Source organism: Streptomyces winkii, from assembly GCF_032248595.1.
Taxonomy (GTDB): Bacteria; Actinomycetota; Actinomycetes; order Streptomycetales; family Streptomycetaceae; genus Streptomyces; species Streptomyces winkii.
Map to the genome: position 1 here is coordinate 1 of NZ_JASTTH010000004.1, position 20,268 is coordinate 20,268.

Annotated in this window: 4 protein-coding genes and 1 pseudogene; 3 read left to right on the forward strand and 2 right to left on the reverse strand. The window is 71.0% G+C overall.

The window, feature by feature from the left end; all coding sequences use genetic code 11:
* Positions 1-13,088, reverse strand: a 13,088-nt coding sequence (locus QQM67_RS12250) for a type I polyketide synthase (RefSeq protein WP_449657451.1), incomplete at its 3' end; no start/stop codon positions are given.
* Between the two features lie 93 nt (positions 13,089-13,181).
* Positions 13,182-15,866, reverse strand: a pseudogene (locus tag QQM67_RS30770) (AMP-binding protein); the annotation flags it as partial.
* Between the two features lie 285 nt (positions 15,867-16,151).
* Here QQM67_RS30770 and QQM67_RS12255 point away from each other — a divergent pair.
* The 3 genes from QQM67_RS12255 to mhpA all read left to right on the forward strand — a co-directional run bounded on the left by QQM67_RS12255 (position 16,152) and on the right by mhpA (position 20,218).
* A complete protein-coding gene (locus QQM67_RS12255; RefSeq protein WP_314173792.1) occupies positions 16,152-17,174 on the forward strand; it encodes an FkbO/Hyg5 family chorismatase in 1,023 nt (340 codons plus the stop codon).
* 119 nt (positions 17,175-17,293) lie between these two features.
* Positions 17,294-18,484: a 3-deoxy-7-phosphoheptulonate synthase gene (locus QQM67_RS12260; protein ID WP_314173793.1), complete on the forward strand. Its 1,191-nt coding sequence runs from the start codon at positions 17,294-17,296 to the stop codon at positions 18,482-18,484.
* 81 nt (positions 18,485-18,565) lie between these two features.
* Positions 18,566-20,218 carry a bifunctional 3-(3-hydroxy-phenyl)propionate/3-hydroxycinnamic acid hydroxylase MhpA gene (gene mhpA / locus QQM67_RS12265; RefSeq protein ID WP_314173794.1) on the forward strand — a complete coding sequence of 551 codons (1,653 nt, stop codon included), beginning with the start codon at positions 18,566-18,568 and terminating at the stop codon, positions 20,216-20,218.
* Positions 20,219-20,268 lie beyond the last annotated feature (50 nt).

Consider the following 20,268-nt stretch of genomic DNA (forward strand, 5'->3'; position numbering starts at 1 on the left):
CCACCACCCTGCCCACGCCGCAACGACCCCAGCGCCACCACCTCAACACCCGACGCCTCAGCCGACTCCTCAACAGCCCCCGCCAACACCGGATGCGGACTGCACTCCACAAAAACCCGAAACCCATCCCCCACCAACGACTGAACAGCACCAACAAAATCAACCGGCTCCCGCGCATTACGGAACCAATACCCCGCACCCAACTCACCACCATCAACCACACCCCCCGACACCGTCGAATAAAACGGCACCCCACCAGAGGCCCCCTCAACCCCCTCCAACAACCCCAGCAACTCCTCACGCAACGGCTCCACCTGCACCGAATGCGACGCCACCGACGACCCCACAACCCGCGCACGCACCCCCAACGCCTCACACGAAGAAACAAACTCCTCCAACACCCCCAAACCACCAGCCACCGTCACCGCCGACGGACCATTCACCCCCGCCACCGACAAACCAGCAAACCCCTCCAACAACCCCCGCACACGCTCCACCGGCAACGCCACCGACGCCACCGCACCCCCACCCACCAACTCACGCGCAAACAACTCAGAACGCAGCACCACCACCCGCGCCGCATCCTCCAAACTCAAAACCCCCGCCACATACGCCGCCGCAATCTCCCCCTGCGACGACCCCACCACCGCAGACGGAACCACCCCACACGACCGCCACAACTCCGCCAACGACACCATCACCGAAAACAACACCGGCTGGAGCACCTCAATACGCTCCAACACCCCAACCCCCGAATCACCCTCCAAAGACCCCCGCAACACCTCCACCACAGACCAACCAGCCAACCCCCCGACCACCCGGTCACACTCACCCATCCACCACGCAAACACCGGCGAAGAATCCAGCAACTCCACCGCCATCCCCACCCACTGCGAACCCTGACCCGGAAACACAAACACCGGACCAGAACCCACATCCCCCACAACACCCCGCACCACCGAAGCAGCACCAAACACCGAAGAATCCGAAGAACCCGCCGACGAGACAGAGCCCTCCCCCGGCTCCAACTCCCGCACCACCACCGCACGATGCTCGAAAACCGACCGCGACGACATCAACGAAAAACCGACATCAACCGGCCGCACACCCCCGGAAACACCCTCGACAAACGACGACAGACGACCCAACTGCCCATCCAACGCCGCCTCAGAACGCCCCGAAACCAGCCACGGCACCACACCCTCAAAACCACACACCGCAACCGAAGAAACAACACCAGAAACAACGCCGGAACCAGAATCAGAAACAGATTCAGATGCGGTCTGGGCAGAGTCCGTAACGCCGAGCGAGGCCGGTTCAGAATCAGCGGACGGGTCGGCGAACTCCATCCCGGAAGCGGATTCAGGTGCCTGTTCCAGGATGACGTGGGCGTTGGTGCCACTGATCCCGAACGACGACACACCCGCACGCCGCGCACGACCCGACTCCGGCCAGGCGGTGCGTTCCGTGAGCAGCTCGACCGCACCCGCATCCCAATCGACGTGCGAGGACGGCTCATCCACGTGGAGAGTGCGCGGCAGTTCGCCGTGCCGCAGCGCCTCCACCATCTTGATCACACCAGCGACACCCGCAGCAGCCTGCGTATGACCCAGATTCGACTTCACCGACCCCAACAACAGCGGCCGTTCGGCATCCCGCTCCTGCCCATACGTCGCCAGCAGCGCCTGCGCCTCGATCGGATCACCCAGCGACGTGCCCGTACCGTGCGCCTCGACCGCATCCACATCCGCGGCCGACAGCCCCGCACTCGCCAACGCCTGCCGGATCACCCGCTGCTGAGACGGACCGTTCGGCGCCGTCAGACCGTTCGACGCACCGTCCTGATTGACCGCCGAACCACGCACCACCGCAAGCACGTTGTGCCCCTTGCGCCGCGCATCCGACAACCGCTCCAGCACCACCAGCCCGACACCCTCGGACCAGCCCGTACCGTCCGCGCCCTCCGCGAACGCCTTGCACCGCCCGTCCGCGGAGAGGGCACCTTGGCGGGAGAGTTCGGCGAAGACCATCGGCGTCGACATGACGGTCGCGCCGCCGGCGAGCGCCAGGTCGCACTCCCCCTGACGCAGCGACTGTCCGGCCAGGTGAAGAGCGACCAGCGACGCGGAGCAGGCCGTGTCGACCGTCATCGCGGGGCCTTCGAGGCCGAGGGTGTAGGAGAGGCGCCCGGAGATGACGCTCGCGGCCAGCCCGGTGGCGGCGTGGCCTTCGGTGTCCTGCGCGCTGTCGTTGACGAGGGTGGCGTAGTCCTGTCCGTTGGTGCCGACGAAGACGCCGGTGGGGCTGCCGCGCAGGGACTGGGGGTCGACACCGGCGCGCTCCAGCGCCTCCCATGACGACTCCAGCAGCAGCCGCTGCTGCGGGTCCATCGCCACCGCCTCACGCGGCGAGATGCCGAAGAACGCGGCGTCGAAGTCGGCGGTTCCGATGAGGAATCCGCCCTGCCGGGTGACGCTGCCTCCCGGGCCGCCGGAGAAGAGGGTCTCCAGGTCCCAGTTGCGGTCGGTGGGGAAGTCGCCGATGCCGTCCCTGCCGTCGATGAGGAACTGCCAGTAGTCCTCGGGTGTGTTGACGTCTCCGGGGAAGCGGCAGGACATGCCGACGATCGCGATCGGCTCGTCGGTTGGGCGGGGCGCTGCCGTGCCGCGGGTGGCCGCGTTCTGCGCTTCGCCCTGCGCGCCGAGGATCTCTTCGAGCAGGTGGGATGCCAGGGCGCGTGGTGTCGGGTGGTCGAAGACGAGGCCCGCGGAGAGGGTGTGCCCGGTCGCGGCGCTGAGCTGGTTGCGCAGCTCGACGGCGGTGAGCGAGTCGAAGCCCAGGTCGCGGAAGGCCTTGTCGGTGCCGACGGAGGTTCCGCCGGAGTAGTTGAGGACCGCGGCTATGCGGGTCCGTACGAGGTCGAGGACGGCCTCGTACCGGTCCGCCTCGTTCAACGCCTCAAGTTGGTCGCGGAGTTGGGAGGCGACAGCCGGGCGGGAGCCGCGGGCGGTGCGGATGTCCTCCAACGCGCGGCGCGCGTGCGGCAGTTCGGACAGCAGCGGCATGGGCCGCACTTCGAGGAGGGAGCCGAGGAGCTGCCGGTTGCTCAGGTCCGCGATGGTGATCGCGGCAGCGTCACCGGTTACTGCCTGCCACATGGCTTCGAGGGCCGGCTGGGGGTCCATGAGTCCGGCGCCGTCGCGGTCGGCCCAGGCACCACGGGCCGAAAGGTCACCGCCCGAACCGTCCCCGCTCATACGGTCGTTGCCCGAACCGCCGTTGCCCGTACGGTCGTTGCCCGAACCGGCGTTGCCCGGCGCGACCGGGTCCGTGCCGTCGTCGCGGCGCGGTTTCGCGGAGGCCATACCGTCACCGGCCCAGGCTCCCCAGGCGATGGAAGTGGCGGGCAGCCCTTCGGCGCGGCGGGCGCGGGCGATGGAGTCGAGTACGGCGTTCGCTGCGGCGTAGTTGGCTTGTCCGGGGTTGCCGATCTGCCCGGCGACGGAGGAGAACAGCACGAAGGCCGACAGGTCCGCTTCGCGGGTGAGCTCGTCGAGTGCGCGGGCGGCGGCGACCTTGGAGCGGAAGACGGAGTCGAAGCGTTCGGGGGTGAGCCCTTCGAGGATGCCGTCGTCGAGTACGCCGGCGGTATGGACGACGCCGGTCAGCGGCTGCTCCGCGGGGACGGCGGAGAGGACAGAGGCGAGAGCGTCACGGTCGGAGGCGTCGCATGCGGCGATGTCCACTTCGGCGCCGAGCGCGGCGAGTTCGTCGCGCAGGCGGTCCGCGCCGGGCGCCTGGTCGCCGCGGCGGCTGATGAGCAGGAGCCGTCCGGCTCCGCGGGCGGCGAGGTCGCGGGCGACGTGCGCACCGAGGGCGCCGGTGCCGCCGGTGACGAGGACGGTGCCGGAGGGCACCCAGGCGGCGGGGGCGGCGTTTTCCGGTGCCGGTAGGAGCCTGAGCCCGAACAGGCCGGAGGCGCGTACGGCGAGCTGGTCCTCGTCGTACGTGTCGGTGTCGCCTTCGCGTGTGCCGTCGTGCCGGGCTGCGGCCGCGCCGAGCGCGTCCGCGAAGCGCCGGGTGACGCGCCGGTCGAGGGCCGACGGCAGGTCGACGAGTCCGCCCCACTGCTGCGGCAGTTCCATCGCGGCCACGCGGCCGAGACCCCACACCCCTGCCTGGGCGGGGTGCTCGATCCGTTCGGCGCCGTCGACGGCGACGGCGTTACGCGTGACCGCCCACAGGGGTGCGGTGACGCCGCTGCCCGCGAGGGCCTGCACGAGCAGCAGCGTGTTCCGTACGGCGGTGGGGACGCCTGCGGAGTTCTCCGAGCGGTCGAGGGCCAGGAGGGAGACGACGCCGTGGATGCGGGGCGCTTCGCCGGAAGCGTCGGCTCCTGTGTGCGGTTCGCCGGTCGCCGTTCCGCTGGTCGCCTGGGCGTCAGTCGCATCGGCTCCGGTCGCCGTGGGGCCGCTCGGAGACTTCGGAAGACCGGCCGGCAGAGCCTCGGTGGGCAGGTTCTTCGTGTCGTGGAGGTCCGCCGGATCGAGGGCGGCCCGGAGGCGTGCGGCCAGTTCGTCACGTACCGGGAACGCGGCGTCCTCGTGGCCGACGTCCGGCACGCGTACGCACACCACGTCGTCGCCGAGCGCCTCGACTGCCTGCGTGATCCACTCCTCGGCCTCGGGGGTGGTCGCCGCCTCGGCGGGCAGGACGGCGAGCCAGCTGCCCTGAGGCTGCGGCGTGCCGTGCGACGGGCGGGGAGCGGCGGGGGTGGTCAGCGGGATCCACCGCTCCACGTGGCGCCAGGAGTCGATGGTCGACTGGGTGCGGCGGCGGTTGCGCCACGAGCTGAGGGCGGGCAGCACAGCGCTCAGCGACGTGGCCGTCGACTCCGGGGGTACGCCCAGTTCGGCGGCGAGGCTGTCGACGTCGCCGCTTTCGACGAGCGCCCAGAACTCGGCGTCGCCTTCCCCGTCCCCGTCCGCCGTGGTGTTCTCGCGGCCTCCGGCTGCGGTCGCCGCCTCGGGCCAGTAGCGCTCGTGCTGGAAGGGGTAGGTGGGCAGGTCTACGGGGCGGGCGCTCGTGCCGTCGAAGTGGCGGGCCCAGTCGACACGGGCGCCGTTGACGTGGAGCCGTGCCACCGCCCCGAGCGCCGTACGGGTCTCGTCGCGGTCGTTGCGCAGCAGCGGCACCGCCACGGCTCCGGGGAGGGTCTCGGCCGCGGTGGCGGACAGTACGCCGTCGGGCCCGATCTCGAGGACCGCGGTGACGCCCTGTTCGGCGAGGGCGTTGATGCCGTCGGCGAAGCGGACGGTCTGCCGGACGTGCCGTACCCAGTACTCGGCGGTGCGCAGTTCGTCGCCGGTGGCGATGCCGCCGGTCAGGTTGGAGACGACGGGGATTTCGGGCTCGCCGAACGTCAGGCCGTCCAGTGCGGCGCGGAAGTCGTCGAGCATCGCATCCATCAAGGGCGAGTGAAATGCATGACTGACCAGCAAATTCCTAGTCTTGCGGCCGGCCGCGGCGAACTCGCCGGCGATCTGCCGTACGGCCTGGTCGGCTCCGGAGATCACGACGGAGGTGGGGCCGTTGACGGCGGCGAGCGCCACGTCGTCCCTGCCGTCGAGCAGCGGAAGCACTTCGTCCTCGGATGCCTCGACGGCGGTCATGGCTCCGCCGTCGGGGAGTTCGCGCATCAGGCGGGCGCGTGCGGAGACCAGGGTGCAGGCGTCTTCGAGTGAGAGGACACCGGCGACGTGGGCCGCTGCGATCTCGCCCACGGAGTGACCCACCAGGTAGTCGGGCGTGACGCCCCAGGACTCCGCGAGCCGGTAGAGGGCGACTTCGAGTGCGAACAGGGCGGGCTGTGCGTTGCCGGTGCCGGCGAGCTCCTGCGGGTCCTCGCCCCAGACGACCTTCCGCAGCCGGGGGTCGAGGTGAGCGGTGACGGCGTCGAAGGCTTCGGCGAAGACGGGGAATCGGTCGTACAACTCCCGTCCCATGCCGAGGCGTTGGCTGCCCTGGCCCGAGAAGGCGAACGCGAGCAGCCGCCCCTCGGAGGGTGCCTCGCCGCGTTCGGCCTCGACGGCCTCTCCGGCGGTTTCTTCTCCGTTCTCTCCTGCGTTGTGCAGGAGTACGGCGCGGTGCTCGAAGGCGGTGCGGCAGGCGGCGAGGGAGTAGCCGATGTCGAGGGGCGTGGCCGTCGGGGTGCCGTGTGCTGCGGCGCGGTCGGCGAAGGCCCGGATGCGTTCGAGCTGTGCCTGAAGGGCGGCTTCGGTACGGGCGGAGACCACCCACGGCACCGGTGTGCGGCCGGAGAGGGGTGCGGTCCCGGTGGTGCGGTCGCCGGGTCCGGCGGCGGTTTCGGTGCTCGTGGCGTCGACGCTCGTGGCTTGGGTGCCCGTGGCGTCGGCGTTCTGCCCGTCGCCCGCGGCGGGGCCTTCGGTGCCCGGGACGGCGAGGGTTTCGCCGGTCAAGTCGGCGGTTTCCGGGGCCTGTTCGAGGATGAGGTGCGCGTTGGTGCCGCTGACGCCGAAGGAGGACACACCTGCCCTGCGGAGCCTGTCGGTACGGGGCCAGGGGGCGGCCTCGGTGAGGAGTTCGACGGCGCCCGCGGTCCAGTCGACGTGGCTGGAGGGCTCGTCGACGTGGAGCGTCCTCGGGAGGAGCCCTTCGCGCAGGGCCATGACCATCTTGATGACGCCTGCGACTCCGCCCGCCGACTGGGGGTGGCCGATGTTGGACTTGATGGAGCCGAGCAGCAGGGCCTGTTCGCGGTCCTGGCCGTAGGTGGCGAGGACGGCCTGCGCCTCGATGGGGTCGCCGAGGGTGGTGCCCGTGCCGTGGGCCTCGACTGCGTCGACGTCGCGTGGAGAGAGTCCGGCGCTGGCGAGTGCCTGGCGGATGACGCGCTGCTGGGACGGGCCGTTCGGCGCGGTGAGGCCGTTGGAGGCTCCGTCCTGGTTGACGGCGCTGCCGCGGACGACCGCCAGTACGTGGTGGCCGTTGCGGCGGGCGTCGGAGAGCCGTTCCAGCAGGACCACCCCTGCGCCCTCGGACCAGCCGGTGCCGTCGGCGGCGTCGGAGAAGGCCTTGCAGCGTCCGTCGGGTGCGAGTCCTCCCTGCGAGGTGAAGGCGGCGAAGGCGTTCGGCGTGGACATCACGGCCACGCCGCCCGCGAGGGCCAGGTCGCATTCGCCGGAACGCAGCGCCTGCGCCGCCCAGTGCATCGCCACCAGCGACGACGAGCAGGCGGTGTCGACGGTGGCGGCGGGCCCCTCCAGGCCGAGCAGGTAGGAGATGCGGCCGGAGAGCACGCTCGCGGCGTGCGCGGTCGTGGCGTACAGCCCGACGTCTTCCGTGGAGGCGGCGACGAGTTCGGCGTAATCCTGGCCCGTGGTGCCCATGAAGACGCCGGTGCGGCTGCCGCGCAGACCGGCGGGGTCGATGCCGCCGCGTTCGAGCGCTTCCCAGGAGGTCTCCAGCAGCAGCCGCTGCTGCGGATCCATGACGACCGCCTCGCGCGGTGAGATCCCGAAGAAGGCGGCGTCGAATCCGGCGACGTCGTCGAGGAAGCCGCCCTCGTACGTGGCGCTTGCGAGGTCCGCGAGGTTCCAGCCGCGATCGGAGGGGAAGCCGCCGATGGCGTCCTGCCCGCCGGCGACGAGCTGCCACAGCTCCTCCGGGGTGCTGGCGCCTCCCGGGTAGCGGCATCCCATGCCGACGACGGCGATCGGGTCGTCGGTCACGGGCGGCAGCGCCTGGACGGGCGGCTCGCCCGTCGGCTGGGCGCCGAAGAGTTCGTCACGCAGGAACCCGGCGAGGGCGGTGGGGTTGGGGTGGTCGAAGATCAAGGTCGCGGGCAGGGGCATCCCGGTGGCCCGCTTGAGCCGGTTGCGCAGCTCCACAGCGATCACGGAGTCGAAACCCACGTCACGGAAGGCACGGTTGGCAGGCAGAGCCTCGGCGTCCCGGTAGCCCAGGGCGGCGGCGGCGTGTGTACGGACCAGTTCCAGCAGCTCCCGGCCGCGCTCGGCCTCCGACAGCCCCGCCAGCCGCGCCTTCAGACCCGACTCGCCCTCACCGGCCGCTACTTCACCCTCCGCAGCGGCCAGCGCACGCTGCACCTGCGGAATCTCCGACAACAACGCACTGGACCGCTCCGCGGTGAAACTCGGCGCGAACAGCTCCCAGTCCGTATTCGTCACCGTCAGCAGCGACCGGCCCTCCGACACCGCCTGACCCAGCACCCACAGCGCCAACTCCGGCTCCATCGGCACCAGCCCACGACGCTCCAAATGCCCGGCCACCGCCTCGTCGGAGGCGAGACCCGCATCCCCGCCCCAAGCGCCCCAGGCCAAACACGTCGCAGACAGCCCCAGACCACGCCGGTACTGCGCCAGCCCGTCGAGGAACGCGTTCGCCGCACCGTAAGCGGGCTGACCACCGCTGCCCCAGCAGCCGGCACCCGAACCGAACAACACGAACGCATCCAGATCGAGATCGCGAGTCAGCTCATGGAGATGCCAGGCACCTGCGACCTTCGAACGAAGTACCCCCGCCAACTGCCCAGGCTCCAGCGACTCCACAGGGGCATCCCCGGCTCCGACACCCGCGGCATGGATGACAGCCGTCAGCGGCACATCCTCCGGAACCGCCTCCACAACACCAGCCAGCGCATCACGGTCCGCCACATCACACGCGGCCACCGTCACCCGCGCACCCAAACCCTCCAACTCCGCACACAGACTTGAGGCTCCCGGAGCATCCGGACCACGACGGCTGGCCAACACCACATGACCCGCACCACGCTCCACCACCCACCGGGCAACACGAGCACCCAACGCACCCGTACCACCCGTCACCAACACCGACCCCCACGGCACCCAACCCACCGACCCACCAGTCGACACACCAGGCGACGGCTCGACCCCCGTCTCAGACACAGCCTCCAGCTCGGGGACAGCCGGCGACGCCGACTCCCCTACAGCCGCACCCAACTCGGTCGGAACCAGACGGCGCCCATACACACCCGACACACGCACCGCAACCTGATCCTCACCACCCCCAGCCAGCACCCCCGCCACACGCGCCGCCAACTCCTCATCCCAGGCCTCGACATCCGCGGGCAGATCCACCAACCCACCCCAACGACGCGGCAACTCCAACGCCGCCACACGACCCAAACCCCACACCGCAGACTGCACCGGCGCCGACACCACATCCCCCGGCACCGCCACCACAGCACCCGCAGTCACACCCCACACAGACCCCGACACACCCACATCAGCCAACGCCTGAACCAACAAGACAAAGGCCCCTGAAGCCCCCGCGCCCCGGATCTCGGCCTCCACCCGGCTCTCCGCCACCGCAAGGAAAGACAGAACACCCACACACTCGGAATCCACAGGCAGAACCTCACCAAGGCGCGCCGCCAACTCAGCCCGGCCAACCCCCGGTTCGACCTCCAGACACGCCACCCCCGCACCCAGAAGCCCGACGACCGACGACGCCCACTCCACCGGCACACCACCACCAGCAGGCACCACCACCAACCACACACCCGCAGCAGAAGCGGAGTCCTCGGCGGACGGCGACTCAGGCGAGGTGTCAGCGGCGGCGGTGCCCGTAACGGCCACCGGGGCCTGTGGCAGGGACGCGACGGGGTCGGCCGGGCCCGTCAGGGGTTTCCACCATTCGCGGTAGCACCAGCCCTCCGTGCTGGAACGAACGCGTTCACGGTTACGCCATTCCGAGAGGCCGGACGAGACAGCCGACGCTGTGGTGGGGTCGACGCCCAGCACCCGTGCCAGCGCGTCCGCGTCCTCCGACTCGACGAGCTTCCACAGTTCGGCGTCCACCGGATGGGATTCGTCGCGGGCAGACGTGGACGGTTCCGGCCAGTAGCGCTCGTGCTGGAAGGGGTAGGTGGGCAGGTCGACCCGCTGGGCTCCGGTGCCGTCGAAGAGCCGCTGCCACTCGACCGGCACGCCGTCGACATGCAGACGCCCCAACGCCCCCAGCACGGCGGCCTCTTCGTCGCGGTCCTTACGCAGAAGAGGAACCGTCGCGGCGTCCGGTGCGGTGGCCGCAGCCATGGCAGACAGCACGCCGTCCGGACCCGACTCCACGAAGGACGACACGTTCTGGTCAGCGAGCCACTGGAGGCTGTCACCGAAGCGCACCGGCTCGCGAACGTGCCGCACCCAGTACTCCGGGGAGGCGATCTCCGCGACCTCCGCGGCCCGACCGGTCACGTTCGACACCACGGGGATCGAGGGCTCGCCGAACGACAGGCCCGCCACGGCCTCCCGGAACTCCTCCAGCATCGGATCCATCAACGACGAGTGAAAGGCATGGCTGACCAGCAAACGCCTAGTCTTCCGGCCCCCTTCCGCCAACCGGTCAACAAGCCGTTCGACAGCCTCCCGCTCACCCGACACCACCACCGACGACGGCCCGTTGACCGCCGCCAGCGAGACACCGTCCGTGAGGAGAGGGGCCACCTGGTCTTCAGCCGCCTCGATGGCGACCATCGCACCGCCCTCGGGCAACGCCTCCATCAACCGAGCCCGAGCAGAGACAAGCCGGCAGGCATCCTCCAGGGACAGCACACCAGCCACATGGGCCGCAGCGATCTCACCGATCGAGTGACCCGCCAGATAGTCCGGCTCGACACCCCACGACGCCGCAAGACGGAACAGCGCCACCTCCACCGCGAACAACGCCGGCTGCGCCCACCCCGTACGGCTCAACAGCTCCTCGTCCTCGCCCCACATCACATCCCGAAGCCCCGGCTCCAGATGCGCCAGCACGGCATCGAGCGCTTCCGCGAAGACCGGGAAACGGGCATACAACTCCCGGCCCATACCGAGGCGTTGACTCCCCTGACCAGAGAAGAGCACTGCAAGGCCGCCCGGATCGGACGGCACCACACCCCGAGCCGCCTCCGTCAGCCCGTCCCCCGAGGCCAGCAACACCGCACGGTGCTCAAACAGCGAACGCGTCACCACCGACGAGAAGCCGACATCCACCGCAGACCCCGCCACGGCGCACTCCCCCAGCCGCTCGATCTGCCCAGCCAACGCCTCCGCCGACTTCGCAGAAGCCAAGACCGGCACGACCCGTGGCACGACGCCCGGTACGACTCCCTGGTCTTTCTCCGGACGCCCCCCGGCCTCGTCCAGGAACGGTTCCCCAACCTGCTCAGCGGCCTGGTCGGCACACGCATCGCCGGACCGGTCGCGATGCGCCCCGCCCGCAGGAGCGGGGGCCTCTTCGAGGATCACGTGTGCGTTGGTGCCGCTCACGCCGAAGGAGGAGACCGCTGCCCGGCGCGGGCGCCCGGCCTCCGGCCACGGGGTGTGCCCGGTCAGCAGCTCGACCGCGCCCGCGTCCCAGTTCACGTGGGACGAGGGGGCGTCGACGTGCAGCGTCCGGGGCAGTTCGCCGTGGTGCAGCGCCTCGACCATCTTGATGACGCCCGCGACGCCGGCGGCGGCCTGCGTGTGGCCGAGGTTGGACTTCACCGACCCCAGCCGCAGAGGCCTTTCGGCATCCCGCTCCTGCCCGTAGGTCGCCAGCAGCGCCTGCGCCTCGATCGGGTCGCCGAGTGTCGTGCCCGTGCCGTGCGCCTCGACGGCGTCCACCTCTGCTGCCGACAGCTCCGCACTCGCCAACGCCTCCCGGATGACCCGCTGTTGAGATGGACCGTTGGGCGCGGTGAGCCCGTTGGAGGCGCCGTCCTGGTTGACCGCGGAGCCGCGTACGACCGCCAGTATCCGGTGGCCGTTGCGTTCCGCGTCCGACAGGCGCTCCAGCACCAGCACGCCCACGCCCTCGGACCAGCCCGTGCCGTCGGCGGCGTCCGAGAAGGACTTGCAGCGGCCGTCCGTGGCGAGGCCGCCCTGCCGGGAGAACTCGACGAACGTGCTCGGCGTCGACATGACCGTGGCGCCGCCGGCGAGTGCGAGTGAGCATTCGCCGCTGCGCAGCGCCTGCGCGGCCCAGTGGAGGGCTACGAGCGACGAGGAGCAGGCGGTGTCGACGGTCACCGCGGGGCCTTCGAGGCCGAGGGCGTAGGAGACGCGGCCGGATGCGACGCTGCCTGCGGTGCCGGTGGTCCAGTAGCCCTCTGTTCCTTCGGGGGTCTGGACGAGTCCGGTGCCGTAGTCGTGGTACATCACGCCGGTGAAGACTCCGGTGCGGGAGCCGCGCAGGGAGGCGGGGTCGAGGCGGGCCCGTTCGACCGCCTCCCAGCTCGTCTCCAGCAGCAGCCGCTGCTGCGGGTCCATTGCAAGCGCTTCGCGTGGGGAGATACCGAAGAAGCCTGCGTCGAACTCGGCGGCTTCGTAGAGGAATCCGCCGTGACGGGTGTCGCTGGTGCCGACGCGGCCGCGTCCTGCTCCGTTGAAGAGCCGGTCGAGGTCCCAGCCTCTGTCGGTGGGGAAGTCGGCGGTGACGTCGGCGCCTTGGGCGACGAGGCGCCAGAGGTCTTCGGGTGAGCCGATGCCGCCCGGGTAGCGGCAGGCCATGCCGACGATCGCCACGGGTTCGGCGGGTTCGTGGGACGCTCGCTGCGGGCTGTGCGGTCGGGCGGTTGCGGACGCGCCGTTGTCTGAGGTGCGGCGTGCGGGGTCCGACTCGGGTGGCTCGTCGAGGAGTTCGGCCCTCAGGTGCCGGGCGAGGGCTTCGGGCGTGGGGTGGTCGTATGCGATGGGTGCGGGCAGCCGCAGGCCGGTGGCGGCACCCAGGCGGTTGCTGAGCTGGACCGCGCTGACGGAGGTGAGGCCGATCTCGCGGAAGGTGCGTGCGGCGGCGGCTCGTTCGGCTCCGTCGCCGCCGAGGACGGCGGCGGTCTCGGTGCGGATGAGTTCGACGAGGCGCGCGGTCTGCTCGTCGGGCGTCATCTCCGTCAACTGCTGCCGCAGCGCGTGGCGTTCGTCTTCGCCTGCGGCGGTGAGGGGTGTGGTGTCGAGGAGGCCGCGCAGCAGCGGAGGCACCGCCGCCGACGGGTCGTGCTGTTCTCCGCTGATCTCGCCGGGGCGCATGACGAGGGCCTGGGTGCGGTCGGAGGCAAGGGCCACGTCGAACATCGCGGTGAGTTCGTGCGTGCGGGTGGTGGGGCCCGCGGCGAGGCAGAGGGCGGGGAGCCCGCGTGCGCGGCGGTGGTGGGCGAGGGCGTCGAAGAAGGCGTGTACGGCGGCCTGTTCGTCGTGGCCGGGGGTGCCGAGGGCGCCGTCGTGGGACGCGATCGTGACGAAGGCGGCGAGGCGGGCGTGCTTGGTGAGCTGGTGGAGGTTGACGGCGGCCTCGGCGGCGGGGGCGAAGTGCCGTCGGCGGGTCGCGGGTTCGGCGAGGGCGGCCGGTGATCCGGGGGCGGCGCTCTCGCCGGGGGCGGCGCAGTGCAGGACGGCGGTGAGGGGGCTGGAGGCCCCTTCCAGGGCCGCGGCCAGGGCTGGACGGTCGGCGGGGTCGCAGGCGGTTACCGTCACGTGGGCGCCGAGACCGGCTGTTTCGCGTGCCAGGGCGGCCGTCGCGTCGTCGCCCTCGCCTCGGGGGCCGAGCAGGAGGACGTGGCGCAGGCCGTAGGCGGCGACGAGGTGGCGGGTGAGGGCTGTTGCTGTGGGGCCGGGTTCGCCTGCGACGGCGAGGGTTCCTTCAGGGTCGGGACGCGGTGCGTCGTCGCTGTGGCCGCCTGCGGGGACGCGCGTGAGCCGGGGCGCGAGGGCGACGCCGGAGCGGGCCGCGATCTGGGGTTCGTCGAGTGCGACGGCGAGGGGCACGAGGGTGAGGGAGTCGTCGTGGCCGTCGATGTCGATGTGCGTGATGCGGCCCGGGTGGCGGTTCTGCTGGGCGTGCAGCAGTCCGCGGAGCGGGGCGTGGACCAGGTCCGGCGTGGGCTCTCCGTTCGCTGCGGCGACGGCTTGGCGGGTGACGGCGCAGATGCCGCTGTCTGCGAGTTCCGGTGCTCCGGTGCACTCCTCCAAGGTCCGCTTCAGGCGCGCCAGTTCGGCATCGGCGGTGGCGGCGAGGCGTCCTGCGGGGTCGGTGTCGCCGGGTACGGGAAGCACGACGGTCTCCGGCGCGGTGGCGCCTTCAGCGAGGGCGTGGAGGAGGGCCGCTGGGTCCGGGTGGCGGGTGACGTCGTGGCCGTGGCCGCTGAGGGAGGCGACGAGGCCGTAGGGGTCGGGTCCGATGACCGCCCATCGTGTGGCGGCGGGCCGGCCGGTGGCGGCCGGTACGGACGGCAGTGGCGTCCAGTCGGTGTGGAGGAGGGCCTCGTGGCGGCTGCCGCCTGCGGCCCGCAGGCGTGCGGGACGCTCCAGCAGGACGTGGCGGGTGATCTTGCCGGAGGAGGTGCGGGGGACGGCGTCGGTCTCGTAGATCTCTTCGGGGACTTTGAAGCCTGCGAGCTGTTCACGGCAGGCGGCGTACAGGGCTTCGGGGTCGAGGCCGTCCTCTCCGGGGACGACGAAGGCCACGGGCACTTCGCCGAGTACGTCGTGGGGGCGCCCGACGACAGCGGCGTCGGCGACCGAGGGCACCTGGAGGAGGACGCTTTCGACTTCCGCGGGGTGGATGTTCTCGCCGCTGCGGATGATGAGTTCTTTCACGCGGCCGGTGATGCTGAGGTAGCCGTGTTCGTCGCGGCGTGCGAGGTCCCCGGTGCGGTACCAGCCGCCGGGGAGTGCTTCGGCCGTGGCTTCTGGCTGGTTGTGGTAGCCGGACATGAGGTTGGGGCCCTGGACCCATACCTCGCCCTCCTGTCCGGTGGGGACGTCACGGTGGCTTTCGGGGTCGACCAGGCGCAGCGAGAGGCCGGGTACGGGCAGTCCGCATGAGCCGTCGATGCGGGCGCCGTCGGGCGAGTTGACGGTCATCAGGCCGCAGGTCTCGGTGCTGCCGTATCCGTCGAGGAGCGGGACCTGGAAGGTGTCTTCGAAGTCGCGGCGGAGCGCGGCGGGGCACACGGACCCTGCGGTCAGGCAGCGTTGGAGGCTGCCGGCAGGTACGCCTTCGCCGTCTTCGCGTGCGGCTGCGACGAGGCGGTGGTACATGGCGGGGACGCCGGTGAGGAAGGTGAAGGACTCCTCCCGCATGGCTTCGAGGATTTCGCCCGGTGAGAAGCCGTCGAGGATGCGGGCGGTGGCGCCGACGGCGGTGACGCCGATGACGCACAGGACGTGGGCGAGGCTGTGGTGCAGCGGCAGCGGCCACAGGACGTGGTCGTCCTCGCTGAGCCCGACGATGGGCGAGTAGCAGGCGGCGACGGACCACAGGCAACTGCGCTGGCTGGAGAGGACGCCCTTGGGTTTTCCCGTGGTGCCGGAGGTGTAGAGCATCCACGCGGAGTCGTCGAGTGCCTGGTCGTCGCGGGCGGGTGCGGGCGGCGGGGATGTGAGCAGGTCCTGGTGGGAGACGGCGCTCTGCCCTGCGTCCCACGGCAGGGGGGCGCTGCCGGTGACGACGACGCGCAGGTGGGGCCGTTCGGGCAGCATCGAGCGGACCTGGTCGAGGTGTGCGGGGTCGGTGACGACGACGCGGGCGCCGGAGTCGTCGAGTACGTAGGCGAGTTCGGCGTCGGCGGAGTGGGGGTTGAGGGGGACGGCGATACCGGCGGCGCGGATGATCGCCAGGTAGCTTTCGATGGTCTCGACGCAGTTGCCGAGGTAGATCAGGGCGCGGTCGCCGGGTTGCAGCCGCAGCCCGGCGAGGTGACCGGCGAAGCGGGCGGTGCGCTCCTCCAGTTCGCCGTAGGTGAGGGTGCGGCGGCGGTCGCGGAAGGCGGGCTTGTCGCCGCGGAGCCGGGCGTGGTCCCGCAGCAGCTCGGGCAGGGGCCGGATCAGTTCGATACGAAACATCCCGAGGCGCTCCCCTGGTTCCAGGCACTCGTCGGCCGCGTCACCTTGCTACCGGGGGAGCGTGTCACCGGGGGGACTAGGAAATCACCTAACAAACCCCTGCGACCCCCCTATCTTCTCGCCGGCGCCTGGTTGGCTGCGGTGTGGGACGCAATAGGCGCGTGGGCGCTGTTAGCGTCCGGGATCAGTGGTTCGGAATGCTCCGCACTTCGGGTGTCCGGCCCTTGTCGGTCTTTTTGTTTCTGGTCTCCGGGTGGCTTGCCGTGCACTCGGGAAGGGATGACGATGACATTCGCCGATGTCGCGGTGGCGTTGCCGTCTTCGAGGTTTGTGAGCCTCGGGGAAGCGGACGCGGAGAAGTCGCGGGATTCCACTCTGGGCGTCGTTCGTTACGCGACGGAATGTGTTGCGCCGCGCCTGTCTCAGGGCACGGTCGAGTCGAGTGTGCACATGGCGGACTCCGCGGAGCGGGAATTCGCAGAGGTGTGGAGTTCCGGGGTTGTCGCGGAACGCGGCAAGCGGGACGGGATCGTGTGGGCGCACGACGGGGAGTATCTGTTCTGCGCGGGGCTCATACCGTCGGGCTCCCGGTATGCGGAGGGAACGAGGTCGGCGTACTTCAACGCGTTGGATCTGATGGAGACCCTCGGCTTCACAAAGTGTCTCCGCATGTGGAACTTCGTGAGCCGGATCAATGAGGACAATGCGGACGGCCTGGAGGTCTACCGGGACTTCTGCCGGGGCCGTGCGGAGGCCTTCGAGCGGTTCCGCTTCCGCGGGTCGGAGCTGCCCGCGGCGACGGGCATCGGGGCCCTGGGGGGCGGCATAGCCTTCTATTTCCTGGCGAGCCGCTCGGCGGTTCTCACGGCGGTGGAGAATTCGAAACAGGTTCCTCCGTACCACTATCCTGCCCGCTACGGGCCGAGGCCGCCGAAGTTCTCCAGGGCGACGTGTGTTTCGCGGCCGGGAACGGGTGGGGCGGCGGAGCAGATTTACGTTTCGGGGACGGCGAGCATACGCGGCCACGAGACTCTGTTCGCGGGTGACATCGAGCGGCAGTGCGCGCTGGCTCTGGAGAACATCGCGCACGTCATAGGGCCGGAGAATCTCTCCGCGTACGGAGTGCGGGAGAGCCGCGCGCTGACGGATCTGCGCAACATCAAGGTGTACGTGCGCAATGCCGAGGATATTCCCGTGGTGCAGCGGATGTGTTCGCGTGCCTTTTCCGGGGATGCGGACGTCGCTTTCCTCAATGTCGACGTCTGCCGGTCCGATCTGCTGGTGGAGATCGAGGGCATCGTGTGCTGACCGGCCGGTGCGCCCCCGGCGGGCGCACCGGCTCTCCCCTGCCGCCCTCCGGCCCTGCCCGGGCGTCCCTCCGGCCGCCGGCCTCGCCCCGGCCCCCTTCAGATGTGGGAGTTCCCGCCATGCAGCTCACCGGGTCCCGGTCCCCTGCCGGTCCCGCCGCCACCGGCGCGGCGGCGCCTCAGCAGCCGGACTGGGCCGACCACCCCGACCTGCCGCTCGTGCGCGGTCAACTCGCCGCCGCACAGGCCCTGGTGACCGCCGAGGAGGTGGCGGCGGCACGCCGCGCGCTGGCGTCGGCGGCGCGGGGCTCGGCCCGCGTGCTGCAAGCCGGTGACTGCGCGGAGAGTTTCGCCGACGGCGACTCGGCGCGCACCGCGTCGAAGGCGGCGGTGCTGGCTTCCCTCGCGGGCCGTCTGCGCGAGCGCACCGGCGAGGATGTGGTGGTCTTCGGCAGGATGGGAGGCCAGTACGCCAAGCCCCGCAGCAGGCCCGCCGAGACCGTGAACGGTGTCGAACTTCCCGCATACCGGGGCGACTTGGTCAACTCCGCGACGGCCGACGCCCGTTCACGGCGGCACGATCCGCGCCGCATGCTGCGTGCCTACGGTGCCGCGTCCCGCGTGCTGGAGGCGCTGCGCGCCGGATACGGGCACGGTGGCCGAGCGGCGGGCGGCCCTTGGGTGTGCCATGAGGCGCTGGTGCTGGACTGGGAGGAGTCCCTGCTGCGCACGGACCCCGTGACGGGCCGGCGGTTCCTGTCCTCCACGCACTTCCCGTGGGCCGGTGCCCGTACTCGACAGCCCGAAGGCGCCCATGTCAGGCTGCTCGCCTCGGTCGTCAACCCCGTCGGGTGCAAGGTCGGGCCGTCGGCCGATCCGAGGGACGTGGTCCGGCTGTGCGAGGTGCTCGACCCGGAGCGCGAACCGGGGAGGCTGACGCTGATCGTGCGCATGGGAGCCGCGGCCCTGCCGCGGCTGCTGCCGGAAGTGGTGCGCCGGGTCCGGCGTGCGGGGCATCCCGTCGTCTGGCTCAGCGATCCGATGCACGGCAACACCGTGCGCACCCCGTCGGGGCTCAAGACCCGGCACCTGGACGACATGATCGAGGAGGCCCGCGGTTTCGTGCGGGTCGTGGAGAGCGCGGGAGCGCACCCCGGGGGCCTGCATCTCGAGGTCGCCGACCGCGATGTGACGGAGTGCGTGGGCGGGCCCGTCGCAGGCGAGTCCGCGCTGGGCGCGCGGTATGAGTCGCTGTGCGATCCCAGGCTCCGCCCGGAGCAGGCCCGCATGCTGATCGACGCCGTCCTGTGAGAGGCGGCGGAGCGGCTCCGGCGCGCGGGATGCCTCGCGGCCGGACCGTAGAGGGAACGACGAACGAGCGAGAGTGAGCCGATGAGTCAGATGCCGCACTCTGCCGGGGCTTCCGGCGCCGGTGCCGGGACCGACGCGGACGTGGTCGTTGTCGGCTGCGGCCCGGTCGGCCTCGTCCTCGCCCTCCTGCTGGCGCACCGCGGGTGGCAGGTGGTCATCCTGGAGCAGTACCCCGACCAGTACCCGTTCCCGCGCGTGGTGGCGTTCGACGGGGAGACGGCCCGCAACTTCGCGTCGGCCGGAATCGGGGAGTCGCTTCACGAACTGGGCGAGCCTCTGGGCGAGTACGCGTTCCAGAACGCCGCCGGGCAGACGCTGCTGAGCTTCGAGGCGCCCTACCGGCCCGACCGGGACGGCTGGCCGAAGGCGACGGTGATGCACCAGCCCACGTTCGAGTCGGCGCTGCGCGCGCACGCGGCGACGCTGGACAACGTGCGGCTGCTGACGGGACACCGGGCGGAGGACGTCGCCGATCAAGGGGACCGCGTCGAAGTGCGGGCGTCGGGCCCGGAGTCGGGTGACCGTCCGCTGACGGCCCGCTGGGTGGTCGGCTGCGACGGTGCGAACAGCTTCGTACGGGAACGCATGGGCGCGAAGGTGACGGACCTGGGCTTCACGCACGACTGGCTGCTGTGCGACGTCGTCTTCCACGAGCCGCGCGAGTTCACGCCGAACGACGTGCAGATCTGCGACCCGGCGCGGCCCACGACGATCGTCGCCAGCGGACGGGGCCACCGCCGCTGGGAGTTCATGCGGCTGCCCGGCGAGACCAACGAGGAGCTCAGCACGGTCGAGCGCATGTGGGAGCTGCTGGAGCCGCACGGCGTGACCCCTGCGAACGCCACCCTGACGCGCAACATCGTCTACACGTTCCAGGCCTCGACGACGGACAAGTGGCGTGCGGGGCGGATGCTGCTGGCCGGGGACTCCGCCCACCAGATGCCGCCGTTCGCCGGTCAGGGCATGTGCTCGGGCATCAGGGACGCGGCCAATCTCGCGTGGAAGCTGGACCTCGTCCTCGGCGGCGTCGCCGGGGAGCGGCTGCTCGACACCTACCAGGCCGAGCGGGGCAAGCAGGTGCGGCACACCATCGACATGTCGGTCGAGGTCGGCAAGATCGTCTCCGAGCTGGACGCCGAGGCGGCGGAACGCCGGGACGCGTACCTGCTGGCGATGAAGGAGGACGCCCCGGAGCGTGACGTCGCGCCGTCGTTCTTCCCGCTGGAGGACGGAGTCCTGCGCCGCGACGCGAGGGCGTCCGGCGGTCCCGCGGGCGGCCTCATGCCGCAGGGGCGTGTGGCGCGCGGCACCGAGAGGGCCCTGTTCGACGACGTCGTCGGCCGGGGCTTCGTCCTCGTCACCACACTCGACCCGTATGGGGTGCTGGACGGGAAGAACCTGGCGTTCCTGGAGCGGCTGGACGCGCACCTGGTGCGGGTGCTGCCGGTCGGGACGCCGCCGAGGCAGGTCGCTGCGCACGAGGTGGTCGACGTGGAGAACGTCTACGTGCCGTTCTTCGACGGTGCCGGCTGCGTCGCGGCCCTGGTCCGCCCGGACTTCCACATCTTCGGTACGGCGCGGGATCGTTCGGACCTTCCGCGGCTGGTGGGCGATCTGCGGCGGCAGTTGACGGCGACGGCGGCCCTCTCTCGGGCGCCCCTCGCGGCGCGCTGAGGCGAGCGGTCCCACGGGCGGCGCCGCCCCGGGAAGCAGGGCCGGGCCTC

Bases quoted from the DNA above. Each gene is read 5' to 3' on its own strand.
- QQM67_RS12255 (WP_314173792.1), top strand. From the start codon at position 16,152: ATGACATTCGCCGATGTCGCGGTGGCGTTGCCGTCTTCGAGGTTTGTG.
- mhpA (WP_314173794.1), top strand. From the start codon at position 18,566: ATGAGTCAGATGCCGCACTCTGCCGGGGCTTCCGGCGCCGGTGCCGGG.
- QQM67_RS12260 (WP_314173793.1), top strand. From the start codon at position 17,294: ATGCAGCTCACCGGGTCCCGGTCCCCTGCCGGTCCCGCCGCCACCGGC.